The sequence below is a fragment of the Pseudarthrobacter cremeus genome (assembly GCF_051857465.1).
Classification (GTDB): Bacteria; Actinomycetota; Actinomycetes; order Actinomycetales; family Micrococcaceae; genus Arthrobacter.
The window spans coordinates 317,629-332,199 of the sequence record NZ_JBPZHC010000006.1 but is presented as its reverse complement, the minus strand read 5'-3'; the positions used below and the strand labels follow the sequence as shown (position 1 = coordinate 332,199).

At 66.3% G+C, this 14,571-nt stretch carries 12 protein-coding genes; 8 read left to right on the top strand and 4 right to left on the bottom strand.

Annotation, left to right across the window (positions count from 1 at the left end; translation table 11 throughout):
• Window positions 1-209 precede the first annotated feature (209 nt).
• Window positions 210-3,056: a phosphoenolpyruvate carboxylase gene (gene ppc, locus ACS5PJ_RS13695; protein WP_439435416.1), complete on the bottom strand. Its 2,847-nt coding sequence runs from the start codon at window positions 3,054-3,056 to the stop codon at window positions 210-212.
• Between the two features lie 132 nt (window positions 3,057-3,188).
• Window positions 3,189-3,869, bottom strand: a complete 681-nt coding sequence (locus ACS5PJ_RS13690; RefSeq protein WP_439435415.1) for an NADPH-dependent F420 reductase — start codon at window positions 3,867-3,869, stop codon at window positions 3,189-3,191.
• A gap of 159 nt (window positions 3,870-4,028) precedes the next feature.
• On the opposite strand from ACS5PJ_RS13690, the gene ACS5PJ_RS13685 reads away from it, so the two are divergent.
• Genes ACS5PJ_RS13685 through ACS5PJ_RS13670 form a run of 4 tightly spaced genes read left to right on the top strand, consistent with a single transcriptional unit; the run spans window position 4,029 to window position 7,136 of the window.
• Complete coding sequence (locus ACS5PJ_RS13685) at window positions 4,029-5,045, top strand: aldo/keto reductase (RefSeq protein WP_439435414.1); 1,017 nt, start codon at window positions 4,029-4,031, stop codon at window positions 5,043-5,045.
• Window positions 5,042-5,635 carry a TetR/AcrR family transcriptional regulator gene (locus tag ACS5PJ_RS13680; RefSeq protein ID WP_439435413.1) on the top strand — a complete coding sequence of 198 codons (594 nt, stop codon included), beginning with the start codon at window positions 5,042-5,044 and terminating at the stop codon, window positions 5,633-5,635. Before ACS5PJ_RS13685 ends, ACS5PJ_RS13680 begins: the two co-directional genes overlap by 4 nt.
• Window positions 5,636-5,685: 50 nt before the next feature.
• On the top strand, window positions 5,686-6,297 hold the full coding sequence (locus ACS5PJ_RS13675; protein ID WP_439435412.1) for a TetR/AcrR family transcriptional regulator: 612 nt from the start codon (window positions 5,686-5,688) through the stop codon (window positions 6,295-6,297).
• On the top strand, window positions 6,294-7,136 hold the full coding sequence (locus tag ACS5PJ_RS13670; RefSeq protein ID WP_439435411.1) for a DUF1684 domain-containing protein: 843 nt from the start codon (window positions 6,294-6,296) through the stop codon (window positions 7,134-7,136). The genes ACS5PJ_RS13675 and ACS5PJ_RS13670 overlap by 4 nt, the downstream gene beginning before the upstream one ends.
• A gap of 24 nt (window positions 7,137-7,160) precedes the next feature.
• Here the strand turns inward: ACS5PJ_RS13670 and ACS5PJ_RS13665 are convergent, their stop codons facing one another.
• Both ACS5PJ_RS13665 and ACS5PJ_RS13660 read right to left on the bottom strand, forming a co-directional pair.
• Window positions 7,161-8,408 (bottom strand): acyl-CoA dehydrogenase family protein, encoded by a 1,248-nt coding sequence (locus tag ACS5PJ_RS13665; RefSeq protein WP_439435410.1) that lies wholly within the window; start codon window positions 8,406-8,408, stop codon window positions 7,161-7,163.
• On the bottom strand, window positions 8,405-9,214 hold the full coding sequence (locus ACS5PJ_RS13660; protein WP_439435409.1) for a 3-hydroxyacyl-CoA dehydrogenase: 810 nt from the start codon (window positions 9,212-9,214) through the stop codon (window positions 8,405-8,407). Before ACS5PJ_RS13660 ends, ACS5PJ_RS13665 begins: the two co-directional genes overlap by 4 nt.
• A 100-nt stretch (window positions 9,215-9,314) precedes the next feature.
• Between ACS5PJ_RS13660 and ACS5PJ_RS13655 the strand changes: the two genes are divergently transcribed.
• The 4 genes from ACS5PJ_RS13655 (at window position 9,315) to ACS5PJ_RS13640 (ending at window position 14,555) form a co-directional block, all read left to right on the top strand.
• Window positions 9,315-10,568, top strand: a complete 1,254-nt coding sequence (locus tag ACS5PJ_RS13655; protein WP_439435408.1) for a glycoside hydrolase family 76 protein — start codon at window positions 9,315-9,317, stop codon at window positions 10,566-10,568.
• Between the two features lie 165 nt (window positions 10,569-10,733).
• Entirely contained in the window at window positions 10,734-11,795 is a 1,062-nt protein-coding gene (locus ACS5PJ_RS13650; RefSeq protein ID WP_439435432.1) for an iron ABC transporter substrate-binding protein, read from the top strand.
• A gap of 4 nt (window positions 11,796-11,799) precedes the next feature.
• Entirely contained in the window at window positions 11,800-13,392 is a 1,593-nt protein-coding gene (locus ACS5PJ_RS13645; RefSeq protein WP_439435407.1) for an ABC transporter permease, read from the top strand.
• Complete coding sequence (locus tag ACS5PJ_RS13640) at window positions 13,389-14,555, top strand: ABC transporter ATP-binding protein (protein ID WP_439435406.1); 1,167 nt, start codon at window positions 13,389-13,391, stop codon at window positions 14,553-14,555. The genes ACS5PJ_RS13645 and ACS5PJ_RS13640 overlap by 4 nt, the downstream gene beginning before the upstream one ends.
• Window positions 14,556-14,571: the final 16 nt, after the last annotated feature.

The window sequence follows — 14,571 nt, the reverse complement described above, 5'->3', positions numbered from 1 at the left end:
TCAAACCACGCTACCGCCGCCTCGCGCTGGACCTCAGACAAAGAACTATTAGCACGCATAAAACTGCTCCCCGGAAGTCGAAACTGAATTTCTCAGTCCAACTTCCGGGGAGCAGTTCACTTTCTTCAGGAAAGTGAGAGAGCATCGCCGGAAAACCCGCAGGAAGTGCAAGAGCGTCCCGGGAAAACCAGCGGGTAGTGCCAGAGCGTTCAGCCGGTGTTGCGGAGGCCGGCCGCCACGCCGTTGACCGTGATCAGCATGGCCCGTTGGAGGCGCTCATCGATCTCGGCGCCGCTGATGCTGCCGGCTTCGGCGTCCTTTTCTGCTGGCCTGTTTGCAGCGTTGTCCGCCCGCACACGGCGGAGCAGTTCCACCTGCAGGTAGCTGATGGGATCAAGGTACTGATCGCGGATCTCCAGCGAACGCTTCAGAGTGGGCTGGGCGTCGAGGAGGACGTGCTCACCCGTCAGGTTCTGGACCTCGGTGACCGTAAGTTCGTACTCTTCACGGATAGCCCTGAAAATGTGGTGCAGCTCCTCGGGGACCAGGGTGGAAACGTAGTAACCGGCGATGTCCATGTCAGTCTTGGCCAGCGTCATCTCCACGTTGGACAGGACCGACTTGAAGAAGTGCCAGCCCTCCATCATCTCCACCAGCTGGGCGGAATTCCCGGCCTCACGGGCCGCTTTCAGGCCGGAGCCCACACCGAACCAGCCGGGGACGATCTGCCGTGACTGGGTCCAGCCGAACACCCACGGGATGGCGCGCAGGCCCTCAAGGCCGGCCCCGGAGTCCGGGCGTTTGGACGGCCGGGAGCCAATGTTCAGCGAGCCCAGCTGCTCCACCGGCGTGGATGCCAGGAAGTAGGCGGGCAGGTCCGGATCGTCAATGAGCTTCCGGTACCTCTCGAAGGCGCCGTCGGAGATGATCTCCATAACGTGCCCGTACCGTTCGCGCTGGTCGTCCGAGGTCCGCGGATCCCGGTGGAGGGCCGAGCCCTGGAGTACGGCGGCAAGCGACAGCTCCAGGTTTTCACGGGCCAGTTCCGGCAGCGAGTACTTGTCCGAGATGACCTCGCCCTGTTCGGTGAACTTGATTTCGCCTTCGAGGACGCCGTTGGGCTGCGCCATGATGGCGTCATAGGTGGGTCCGCCGCCACGGCCCACGGAACCGCCGCGGCCGTGGAACAGCCTGACGCGGACGCCGTGCTTGGCCGCAACGTCGCGCAGGTTCCGCTGGGTCTTGTGGATCTCCCACTGGCTGGTGATGACGCCCGACTCCTTGTTGGAGTCTGAGTAGCCCAACATGATTTCCTGGACGTCGCCGCGCAGCCGGACCAGGTCACGGTACGCAGGAACAGAGAGCAGCTGGTCCACGATCTCCGCCGAGGCGCGCAGCTCCTCCACCGTCTCCAGCAGCGGGGCAAACCCGATCTTGGCGTACGGCGCAGCGCCGAACAGGTTGATGAGGCCGGCCTCCCGGGCCAGGACAGCCGCGGCCAGGACGTCGTCGGCGCCGCGGGTCATGGAGATGATGTACGTCTCGATGACGTCCGGGCCGTAGGTGCGCAGGGCGCGCCGGATCTCACGGAAGACGTCGTACGTTCCGTCAGCGACGCCGTCGAGCTTAATCGGGTGGCCGGACAGCGGCCGGCGCGAGGCGAGCTCGGAGCCCAGCACATCGAAGCGCTCGTGGCGGCTCAGTTCGGCGTACCGGAGCCCCGGTCCGCCGAGCCGGTCCATCAGCTGCCCGACCGCGTCGTGGTGGTGGTCTGCGTGTTCGCGGATGTCCAGGGTGGCCAGGTGCAGGCCGAAAGACGCCACCGCACGCCGGACCCGGGCAAGCGCGCCGTCGGCCGCGAGGGAAGCTGAATGGTTGCGAAGGGAGAGTTCGAGCAGTTCGAGATCGGCCAGCAGCTCATCCGTGGCGCTGTAGTCGCGGCCGTGCTCATGGCTGGAATCAGCGGCTATGCGTTTGCCGGTATTGATCAGCTTGGCCTTGATGCAGGTGAGCTTGAGCCGGTAGGGCTCCTGCGCGTTGAGCTCAAGGACCCGGCGGTCAAGGCCCGGGAGCTTTTTCAGGTCGGCGTCGATGGAATCCAGGAGGTTCTGGTCCGCTCCGGCCAGCGCGGTGGAGTTGGAGAGGATGGAAATCAGTCCGTCCATCATCCCGATGCTGATGCGGATGGCGTGCTGGCTTTGGATCTGCAGGATCTCCCTGGTGACCGCGGCGGTGACGTTGGGGTTGCCGTCGCGGTCCCCGCCGATCCAGGACCCGAACCGGACGGGGGCGTTCTGGGAAGCCAGGCTCACGCCGTGCTCATCCAGCAGTTCGGCAAGCTCCGTGAGCATCTCGGGCATGGCATCGGTGAGGATGCCGCCGAGGTAGTAGATGGCGTTGCGGGCCTCGTCCACGGGGGTGGGGCGGACCTGCCGGAGTTCGTCCGTCTGCCACATCTGGTCGATGACCTCCGCGAGCTGCCGGTCCTGGCGGCGGCGGGCAGTGGTGCCTTCCTTGGTGGGCTGGGCAAGAACGTCGGAAAGCTTCCTGATCTTATCCAGCACCGAACGCCGCGAGGCCTCCGTAGGGTGGGCGGTGAATATGGGCCGGACATCCAGGCCGTTGACCACTTCCTGAAGAACCCCGGGACCCGCCTTCGCGGCAATCTCGGTGACGGCCTTGGCCAGCCAGCCGTCCTTCTCCTGCCTGGTCCGCAGCCCGCGGACGCGGTGGACCTGCTCTGCGGCGTTGGCCAGATGGAAGTAGAACGCGAAGGCCCGGACCAGGTCGGTGGCCTGCTCGATGGGGAGGGAGCCGAGCAGCTCACGGACCTGCTCGACGACGTCGTGCGCACTCCACGGGCCGGTGGCGTCCGCACCGCCGCGGGCAGCCTCCTTGGATTCCTTGGTCAGCAGGCGGACCTGCTCCACGAGGTCAAGAAGCTCCGGACCGTGCTGCCGCACCAGGGATTCGCCCAGCAGTGTGGAGACACGGCGGACGTCGGCCCTGAGTTCGGAGGCGAGGTCGGTAGCGGAATTCATTGCAGTGTTAGCCATGGAAACTGTCTTTCGAGGGTTCGGACTTGGCTCGTACACTGCGCTGGATACTGTGAGCCACGTTACTGGCTTTCGATGCTACCCGCACGTGGCCCCCGCGCGGAATCTGTCTCAGATGATGTGACGCTGTCCTTACCGGGCCACCTTGAAATTGAACTCGCCGGTCCCCAGCGCGCCCCAGATCCGCAGCCAAAGGGGCAGGATCATCTCGGCACCGCGGGCGGTGGTGATGTCACCGAGATCCAGCACATCCGTGTGGCCGAGGGCCTTGAGGAGTTGGGTCACTTCTCCCTTGGCCCCGGCGTCATTGCCCGAGACAAAGACAGTGTGGTCCCCGCCGGCGACGTGCATAGGGTCGACCATCACGCTGTTCGTCATGGTGTTCAGCGTCTTGACCACCTTGGCTTCCGGGAACGCCCGCTGGATCTGCTCCCCCAGGCTGTCGTCATTGACTGGATTGAGCGCCGGCGGGAAGCCCTTGGAGAAATCAAGCGGGTTCGCGATGTCTATCACGATCTTCCCGGCAAGGTTTTCGGCCCCGGCGGCAGCCAGGGCTTCGAGCGAGGCCGTGCCATTGGTGGCGTTGACAACCACGTCACCGGCCGCCGCTGCCTCGGCGAGCGTCACGACGCCTATCTGCGGATGGGATGCGTGCCACTGGGAGAATGCCGGTCCGCCCGTGGCGCCAGGGCCGGTGCGCGCCAGTGTGGCCTGGGGATCACGGGTTCCGATCACGACGTCGTGGCCCAGCCCTGAGAATGCAGCGGCGACGGCGGGTCCGACACTTCCGGTTCCAAGTACGGCGATCTTCATGGTGTTCCTCATTCTGCAGTGATGGAGTAGACAGGTTCGTCTACTGGTTGGCCATGACGCTATCAGACAGACCTGTCTACGGCAAGGACGCGAGACCAGCGATCCTAGTCTAATGACAAATATTGATATCTGTCAGATGATTGCTGTAACATTGACGCCATGACAACAGACCTCCTGGGCGACAGCCGCACACTCGGCTCCACCGGCCCCACCACTGCACCCATCGGCCTTGGCCTGATGGGAATGTCTGACCTTTACGGCCCGGCGGACGACCCCGAGAGCGTCGCCACCATCCGAGCGGCCCTCGACCAGGGAGTTAACCTGCTCGACACCGGGGACTTCTACGGCATGGGCCACAACGAACTGCTTCTCCGCGATGCCATCCGCGGCCGCCGGCGTGAGGATGCGCAAATCAGCGTCAAGTTCGGCATCCTCCGTGATGCACGCGGGGGCTGGAACGGTGTCGACGCCCGCCCCGCCGCCATCAAGAACTTCCTTGCCTACAGCCTCAGGCGCCTCGGGACGGACTACGTTGACATCTATCGGCCGGCCCGTCTCGATCCGGCCGTCCCGGTCGAGGAGACCATCGGCGCACTGGCCGAGCTCGTAAAGCAGGGCCTGATCCGCCATATCGGCCTCTCCGAAGTCGGCGCCGATACCCTGCGCCGCGCGCACGCAGTGCACCCGATCTCGGATCTGCAAATCGAATACTCCCTGATTTCCCGGGGCATCGAAGCGGACATCCTGCCGGCCGCCCGGGAGTTGGGCGTAGGCATCACTGCCTACGGCGTCCTCTCCCGCGGCCTGGTATCGGGCCACTGGCCTTCCACGGGGAGCGGAAACCGGCGGGACTTCCGGGCGCACCTGCCTCGCTTCTCCGGCGAGAACCTGCAGCGGAACCTTGAACTGGTGGAGCGGCTGCGGCTGATTGCCGACAGCAAGGATGCCACCGTCGCGCAGGTGGCCATCGCGTGGGTTCTGTCCCGCGGGGAGGACATCGTGCCACTGGTGGGCGCCCGCCGCCGCGACCGGCTCGTCGAATCGCTCGGGGCCGCCTCGCTGGACCTGTCCGGCCAGGATCTCGCCGCCATCGAGGCTGCCGTTCCCACCGGCACTGCCTCAGGTTCGCGCTACGACGCCGCCCAGATGGCCATGCTCGACAGCGAGCGCCGGTGAGTCCGGCCGCCGTCGTTCTGACGGAGGCACGCATACTCGACGCCGCCGAGGACGTCCTGCGCCGCTTCGGACCCGGCAAAGCCACTGTGGTGGATGTTGCCAAGGCGTTGGGCGTCAGCCATGGAAGCGTGTACCGGCATTTCCCCACGAAGGCGGCGCTGCGGGATTCCGTGGCCCGCCGCTGGCTTGCCCGGATAGCCGAGCCACTGGAGGCATCCAAAGACACCGACGGGCCGGCGGCCGATCGCCTGCTCCGCTGGCTCCAGCGGCTGGCTGCCATCAAGCAGGGCATGGCCCTCGAAGACCCCGAGTTGTTCGCAACCTTCGGCCAGCTCACCGCTGAGGCGCGGACCGTCGTTGCCGAACATGTGGACCACCTCGCCGCCCAGATCACGGCGATAGTCGCGGACGGTGCGAACAGGGGCGAGTTCGAAGTTGCCGATGTTTCGGCTGCCGGCAGGGCCGTGCTGCATGCCTCGGCGCGGTTCAACCACCCGCTGCACGCGTCTGAATGGGCCGATCCTGCGATCCATGGGGACCTGATCGAGGTATGGAGGCTGCTCGTACAGGGCCTGGCTGTCCGCCGCTGAAGATGGGGAAGACTGGGTAACAGACAGACTTGTCTGTGTACCATGGAGCCATGACAACGAGCGACATTGGGAAGCCGCCGGCAGCCCGTACGCCGGCAGGGCAGGCCAGGGAAAGAATCCTCGCCACTGCCTTCCGGCTGTTCTATTCCCAAGGACTGCGGGCGGCCGGCATCGATACGATCATCGCCGAATCCGGTGTTGCGAAGGCGACGTTCTACAAGTACTTTCCCGCCAAGGACGACCTCATCCTTGCGTATCTGGACAAGGTTGACGGCGTCTGGACCGGGCAGCTCCACGCAGCCGCGGAAGCCGCCGGGCCCACCCCTGCGGACCAGCTCGTTGGGCTGTTCGATGCCCTGGCCAGCGCCTGCCGCCGGGACGGCTACCGCGGCTGCGCCTTTATCAACGCCGCGGCCGAGTCCCCCACCGGAACCCGCGTCCACGACCGGACCGTTGCGCACAAGAAGCAGATCAGCGCCTGGATCCGGGACCTGGCCGTCCAGGCGGGTGCCCCGGCGCCGGACCAGCTGTCGCGCAGCCTGACCTTGATACTCGACGGCGGCCTGGCCAGCGGCGTACTCGATGCTGACCCGGAGGCGGCCATCGTGGCCCGCAACACCGCTTCGCAACTGGTGTCCGCAAGCCTGGGGAGAAACCCGTGAGCCCTCCGCAACCCGATCCTGAGGCGCAGGTGAAGCGCTGGCAGCGCTTCCGCGCCAACCGGGAGAATGCCCTCGCAGCTCCCCACGGCTGGCTGACCCTCACCTCCTTCCAGTGGCTCGAGACCCAACCCGCCGGCGTCGAACTCTGCCCAGGCCTTTGGTCTGCGGACGGCACGACGGCCACGCTCACCGCCGTGGCAGAGGACGGACTGACGCTCGGGGAGACCGGCGAAGCTGTTGTCGGCACGATCACCGCCACCCTCGCCGACGAGGAGTCCCTGATGTGGGTGCAGTTCGGCGGCGCCGACGGACGGCAGGTAGTGGTCGAGCTGGCCATGCGCGCGGACCGCTACGCCATCCGCACCCGCGATTCCGGCTCACCGGTGTTCACCGAATTCGACGGCGTGCCCACCTTCGACTACAACCCGGAACTGGTAATCGAGGCTGACTACAAGCCGTATCCCGAGCCGGTAGCCATCCCGATCGGCACCGCCAATCCACTGGTGGACGGTGTGCACTACTCGGTGGGTGAGGTGGTCTTCCGGCTGCCGGGCAAGGACCACGAATTCCACCTGCAGGCAGAGGAGGAAAAACTCGGCGCCCTGACGGTGACGTTCCACGACGAGACGAACGGAGAGTCAACCGACGAGTGGCGGAAGGTCTCCACCGCCCGGCCCCGCGTCGATGCGCTGGGGAACCGGACGGTCATCCTGGATTTCAACCGGGCCATCAACTACCCCAGCGCCTTCACCCCGTACGGGACCTGCCCTATGCCGGTGAAGAACAACAGCCTGGATTACCGGATCGAGGCCGGCGAGAAAGAGCCCGCGGTGTTTTAGACGCGCTGTTCCAGCGGCGCTGTTCTAGACGATGGCCGATACGCCGGTGACGGCCCTGCCCACAATAAGGGTGTTGATCTCAAACGAGCCCTCGTAGGTGTAAATGGCCTCGGCGTCGGAGAAGATCTTGGCCATCCGGTAGTCGGTCACAATGCCGTTGCCGCCCAGGATCGACCTGCCCAGCGCCACCGTCTCCCGCATCCGGGCACTCGTGTAGGACTTGGCCAGTGCCACCTGGGCCATGTCCGCCGCCCCCTCGTCCTGCAGCTGGGCGATCCGCACCATCATTCCCATGCTCGCGACGGCGTTGCCCAGCATCGTGACCAGCTGCTGCTGGATGAGCTGGAACTTCGCCAGCGGCCGCCCGAACTGGTGGCGTTCGACGGCGTACTGCCGGGCGACGTCGAACGCCGCCAGCTGCTGCCCCACGGCCTGCCATGCCACCATGATCCGGGACCCGCGCAGGAGCTGGTTGGTGTCCTCGAAGCTGCTGATCCCGGCAAAGCGGTCGGCTTCGGCGACGCGGACGTCCTCGAAGACGATGTCCGCGTTCTGCACCGTCCGCAGGGCGATCTTGTTTTCGATCCGGCTGCGGGTCACGCCCGGCAGGGAGGCGTCGACGATGAACCCGCGGACGGCGCCGCGGCCCGCCCCGCCGTTTGGGGCCTCCTCCCGGGCCCACACCAGCAGGTAGTCGCAGAACGTCCCGTTCCCGATCCAGCGCTTGGCACCGTTGAGCACCCAGGTGTCGCCGTCGTCGTCGGGTTGTCCCGTAGCTGAGGAAATCCGGCGTGCCCGCGTCTCCATCCCGCCGGCCACATCGGAGCCGTGCCCGGGCTCGGTGAGCGCGAATGCGCCGGTGATGCGAAGGCTTGAGGCATCGGCCAGCAGCCGCGCCTTCTGGTCCGCCGAGCCAAAACCGAAAAGCGACTCCACAAACAGATCGTGATGAACCAGGAAAAACGTGGCAATCGAGGTGTCCACGCGCGTCATCTCCGCGATGACCAGGCCTGCGAACAGGTTGCTGTAGCCGCGCTGCGCCGGCGTGCTCAGCTCCAGGGCGGCGAGCTTGGGGAGAAGGTGGGCGGGAAACTCCGCTTTGTTCCACCAGTCGGACGCGTAAGGTGCTATTTCCGTGGCGAGGAACCCGCGCAGTTCGGCCAGCTTGGCCTGCTCCTTCGAACTGAGGAGCGCCTCGAAGGAGAAAAGGTCTGCGGCAGGCAGGTCCTCGAGCCGCGGCCCCGCGGCCGCCTCAGCCGGATCCATCCTCATTTCGGGCCCATCCTGATGGCGCCGTCGAGCCGGATGGTTTCCCCGTTGAGCATGGCATTTTCGACGATGTGGGCCACGAGGTTGGCGTATTCTGCGGGCTTGCCCAGGCGGGACGGGTGCGGGACCTGTTGGCCCAATGAGTCCTGGGCTGCCTGCGAAAGCGTGGCCATCATGGGCGTCTCGAAAATCCCCGGGGCGATGGTCACCACGCGCACCAGCGAGCGGGCGAGCTCCCTGGCCAGCGGCAGCGTCATGGCGGCAACGGCGCCCTTGGATGCAGCATAGGCGGCCTGGCCGATCTGGCCATCGAAGGCCGCCACCGAGGCCGTGTTGATGATGACGCCCCGCTCCGGACCGCCCAGTCCGGTGCTGACCGGCTCGGTTGCGACCATGGCCGCCGCAGCCAGGCGAAGGACGTTGAATGTGCCGATGAGGTTGACCTGGATGACCCGGCTGAAGGAGTCCAGCGGCAGCACGCCCTCGCGGCCCAGAACCTTCCCGGGCGTGGCGATGCCGGCGCAGTTCACCACGATCCGCAGTGGCCCCAGCTTCGCAGCGGTATCGACGGCGGCCTGCACCTGGGCTTCGTCCGTCACGTCCGCCGGGACGAAGACGGCCGTCCGGCCCGCTGTGCCGCCACCAGAGGAGCCTGTCCCGTTCAGCTCAGCAGCAAAGGCCGCACCGGCCGACGACGGCAGGTCGATCAATACAACCGAGGCGCCGGCGTCGAACAGGCGCCTGGCTGTGGCGGCACCCAGACCGGACGCCCCGCCCGTAATCAGAGCGACAGTACCCGAGACGTCCATACATCCTCCTTGATGCGGCCACCGGACCTGCCCAGCGCGACCATTAGTTAGTGAATGTTAACTGAAATACCCGCGTCCTGCACCCGTTAGGCTGGAATCCATGACCATGCCGGACCCCAGCCCCGCCCCACTCAGCCTGCAGCCGACCGACTGGCAGGACAGGGCCAATGTGGCCGCCCGCTCCGTCACGTCGATGTTCGGCCGGCGGCTGCTCTGGCTCCCGGGAACCCACCTGGCAGCAGTGCAGTGGCCATCGAAGCAGCTTAAGAACCTCCTCCAGCCATGGCATTACTGGTGGCAGGCACACTACGTGGACTGCCTGGTTGATGCCGGCCGCCGTGAACTGGGCAACGGAGCAACCCCGGCGGCACGGTTCAACGGCCCGGAACGCCCCAGTGCGGGCCAGCTCGCCTCCCGGCTGGTCACCGGCATCCGCCTCCGCAACGCCTTCACCTTCGTCAACAGCTATTACGACGACATGGCCTGGCTGGCACTGGCCACGCACCGGCTGGAAAAACTTGCCGAGCAGACACGCAAACCCGGCGGCCGCCGCCGCAACGCCAGTGTCCGCGCAAAACTCACGTCGCAGTTCGACTCCGCCTCCACCGACGACCTGGGTGGCGGAACGTACTGGAGCAAGAAGCGGGACTTCAAAAACACCCCGGCCACAGCCCCGGTTGCGCTCTACTACGCGCGGACAGGCCAGCAGGCAAAGGCCCAGCGGCTGGTGGACTGGCTCAACGCAGTCCTTTTTGACGGGTCCCAGGGCCTCTACCTCGACGGCGCGCGGCTCAACGCGGCCGGAGAAGTTGTGGTGGAGGGCGCCATCTACACCTACAACCAAGGACCGGTCCTTGGCGCACTGCTGGAGCTTGGCGGTGAGGCTAACCTCGCCCGCGCCGCCGCTGTCATCGAAGCGGTTGCCCGGCACCTTACGGTGCCCTCCGCTGCGCCCACACCAGCCCCCGACACCGCAGAGACCCCGCTGCACACCCCGCCGCCGTCGCGCGTCCTGCGGTGCGACGGAACGGGCGACGGCGGCCTCTTCACCGGGATCCTCTGCCGGTACCTGGCGCTTGCCGCCCGCGATGAGCGGCTTCCCGCGTCCTCCCGGGCCACCGCCGCGGAACTGGTGACGGCGACGGCCGAAGCGTTCTGGGCCGGCCGCCGGCCGGAGCTGGACAGCCACAAGCTAGACAGCCACGAGCAGGGCAGCGTGATCTTCTCCATCCACGCGGCACAGCCCGCCGAAGCCACCTATCCGCCGGGCGCCGCCGTCGAACTTTCCACTCAATTGCAGGCCTGGATGGCCCTGGAAGCTGCCGCCGCCCTTCATCCGAAACCCGCCCAATAATTAAGTCACGCAACAGTTACGTAATTGATGTGATCCTGATCACTTCCGGCGGATCGGGCTTGGTACCTTAGGTATGGCTAACCTACAGTTTCGAGAGTGAGCCACCCCCTTCCCGGCTTGCACGGACCGACGGTCCACAACACTTTTCCCCAGAAAGCAGCCTCGATGAAGATCCGCAACAGCGCCTTGGCCGGTATCGCACTCGCCGCCACCGCAGCCCTGGGACTGACCGCCTGCGGCGGCAGCACCGGACCGGCAGCCACCGTCTCCCCCTCCGCCGGGACCGACACCAAAGTCTCCGGTGAGATCACGGTGTACAACGCCCAGCACGAAAGCCTGACCAAGGAATGGATCGACGCCTTCACGGCTGAGACCGGTGTCAAGGTGACCATGCGCCAGGGTTCGGACACCGAGCTGTCCAACCAGATCGTCCAGGAAGGGGCGGCATCCCCTGCCGACGTTTTCCTCACCGAAAACTCGCCTGCCATGGCGCAGGTTGAGAACGCCGGCCTTTTTGCAGACGTGGACAAAGCCACTGTTGACCAGGTTCCGGCCGAGTTCCGCCCCAGCACCAACAAGTGGACCGGCATTGCCGCCCGCTCCACCGTCCTGGTGTATGACAAAGCCAAGCTGACCGAGGACAAGCTCCCCAAGTCCATGCTTGACCTCGCCAAGCCGGAGTGGAAGGGCAAGTGGGCAGCGTCGCCTTCAGGCGCCGACTTCCAGGCCATCGTCGCGGCCCTGCTGGAGCTCAAGGGTGAAGCCGCCACCGAGGAATGGCTCAAGGGCATGAAGGAAAACTTCAAGGCGTACAAGGGCAACAGCACCGCCATGAAGGCCGTCAACGCCGGTGAAGTCGACGCCGCACTGATCTACCACTACTACTACTACGGTGACCAGGCCAAGACCGGCGAGAACTCCAAGAACGTCACCCCGTACTACTTCAAGAACCAGGACCCGGGCGCGTTCCTGTCCATCTCCGGCGGCGGAGTGCTCAAGTCCGCAAAGAATGCCGCCGCTGGCCAGGCTTTCCTGAAGTTCGTTACCGGCAAGAAGGGCCAGGAAGTGCTGAAGAACGGCACCTCCTTCGAGTACGCCATCGCCTCGGATGTCGCGGCAAACGACAAGCTTGTTCCCGTCAAGGAACTGCAGGCACCCACCGTTGACCCGGCCAAGCTCAACTCCAAGACGGTTACCGAAATGATGACCAAGGCAGGACTCCTGTAATTCTGTGACCACTGATATATCGGCTCCCCCGTCCACGGGGAGCACGACGACGGCGGGCCGGGGCAGCAGCCCCCGCCCGCCTTTCGGCGTTTCCATAGTGTCCATCCTTGCGGTGCTGATCGCCCTGTTTTCCCTCGTTCCGCTGGGATACGTCATCTACATGACGGCGGCGACCGGGTGGGACACCGCCGTCGAACTGATCTTCCGGCCGCGGGTGGGCGAGCTCCTGCTCAACACTGTGCTCCTGATGCTGGCCACTGTGCCGCTCTGCCTCGTCCTGGGAGTGGGCGGTGCCTGGCTTGTGGAACGAACCTCCCTGCGCGGCCACAAAATCTGGGCAGTGCTCCTGGCCGCGCCGCTTGCCATCCCGGCGTTTGTCAACAGCTACGCCTGGGTATCGGCCATCCCGTCGCTGGAGGGGCTCGGCTCCGGCGTCCTGATCGCCAGCCTCTCCTACTTTCCCCTCGTGTACATTCCGGCGGCGGCAACGCTCAGCCGGCTGGACCCGGCCATTGAACAGTCTGCCGCCGCGCTGGGGCTCGGCGCCTGGCGGGTCTTTTTCCGGGTGGTCCTTCCTCAGCTGCGCCTCGCCATGACCGGCGGCGCGCTCCTGGTGGGCCTGCACCTGCTCGCCGAATACGGCGCCTTCGCGATGATCCGCTTCGACACCTTCACCACCGCGATCATGGTCCAGTACCAGTCCACCTTCAACGGCACTGCCGGCAACATGCTGGCCAGTGTCCTGGTGTTCTTCTGCCTGATCCTGCTCGTGGTGGAGGCCCGCGGCCGCGGTACGGCCCGCTACGCCCGGGTAGGCTCAGGCGCCCAGGCCAAGGCCCTGCGCCTTCCGCTGCACGTGTACCAGGTCCCGGCGCAGCTCGCGCTGACAGCCCTGACGGCGCTGGCCTTCGGGCTCCCGCTGTTCTTCGTCCTGCGCTGGATCGGAGCCGGCGGCCCGGCCATCTGGGCGGCGGACGAATTCCTGCCGGCCCTCCTGACTACGCTGGGCTACGGCCTGGCCGGGGCGGTGGTCACCACCGTCGTCGCGTTCCCCATGGCCTACCTGGCGGTCCGGCACCCCAGCTGGTTCAGCAAGTCCCTGGAGCTCTCCAACTACGTCACCAGCTCACTGCCCGGCATCGTGGTGGGGCTCGCGTTCGTGACGGTCAGCATCCGGCTGGTTCCGGGCGTCTACCAGAGCGCAGGGCTGCTCGTGGCCGCCTACGTCCTGCTCTTCCTCCCGCGGGCGCTGGTCAATCTCCGCGCCGGCCTGGCCCAGGCTCCCAAGGAACTCGATGAGGCGGCCCAGGCCCTGGGCAAACCTCCGCTGCTCTCGTTCATCCGGGTGACGCTGCGGCTCACGGCTCCGGCGGCCGCGGGCGGGGCGGCCCTGGTGTTCCTGGCCATCGCCAACGAACTCACCGCCACACTCCTGCTCTCGCCCAACGGCACACGGACGCTCGCCACCGAATTCTGGTCCAAGAGCAGCGAGATCGACTACGCGGGCGCGGCCCCCTATGCCCTGCTGATGATCCTGCTCTCGGCGCCCATGACCTACCTGCTCTTCCAACAGTCCAAGAAAGCGGCCGGACAGTGACCGAACAATCCCCCTCCAGGCTTCCCGAACCCCGGATCGCCGCATCGGTGGCTCCCAGCACGAACAGCCATCTGACCATCACGGATGTCACCAAGAACTTCGGCTCCCAGGCCGTCCTCAAGGGCGTCAACCTGTCCGTGGCCAGGGGCGGCACCACTGCCATCGTGGGACCGTCCGGTTCCGGCAAGACCACCCTCCTGCGGCTGATCGCCGGCTTCGAACACCCTGAGACCGGCAGCATTTCGCTCAGCGGCCACAAGATAGCCGGCGACGGCGTTTGGCTGCCCGCTCACAAACGCCAGGTCGGGTACGTGGCCCAGGACGGCGCCCTCTTCCCGCACCTGACAGTGGGCCAGAACATCGCGTTCGGCCTGAATGCCCGCAAACTGCCCGGCGGCCGCGGTGCCGTTGCAGCCCGGATCAGCGAACTCCTGACGATGGTCTCCCTGGATGAGGGCATGAGCCGGCGGCGGCCCCACCAGCTCTCGGGCGGGCAACAGCAGCGCGTGGCGCTGGCCCGCGCACTGGCCCGCGAACCTGAGCTGATGCTGCTGGACGAGCCTTTCTCAGCCCTCGACGCGGGCCTGCGCGTAGCCACCCGCCGCGCGGTCGCCAAAGTCCTGGCCGAGGCCGGCGTCACCACCATCCTGGTCACCCACGACCAGGCCGAAGCCCTGTCCTTCGCGGACCAGGTGGCCGTGATGCGCGGCGGCAAACTGGCCCAGATCGGCAACCCGTTTGTCGTCTACACGCGGCCGGCTGACCGCGAAACAGCCGAATTCCTGGGCGACGCCGTCATCCTGGACGCCTGGATGGAAGGCTCGCTGGCCACGTGTTCCCTCGGCGGCATTCCCGTGCGGCGGCCGCCGGCCCAAGGGCTCGTGCAGCTGATGCTGCGGCCGGAGCAGATCCGCATCGCCGAGGACGGCCCCATCCGCGGGGTGGTGGTGGACACCGACTACTTCGGCCCGGAAACCACCGTGCGGCTGAAACTCGCGGTACCCCCCGAGCTGGCGAGCGGCGCAGATCACCGCTACCCCGGCGGCGGAGAGGTCATCACCATCCGGCACTGGAATGCTTCGATTGCCCGGCCCGGGATGGAACTCTGCCTGCGGGTTGTCGGCGAAGCCGTAGCGTTCCCGCTCGATTCATCCGGCGACTGAGTCCGTCCCTAAGCGC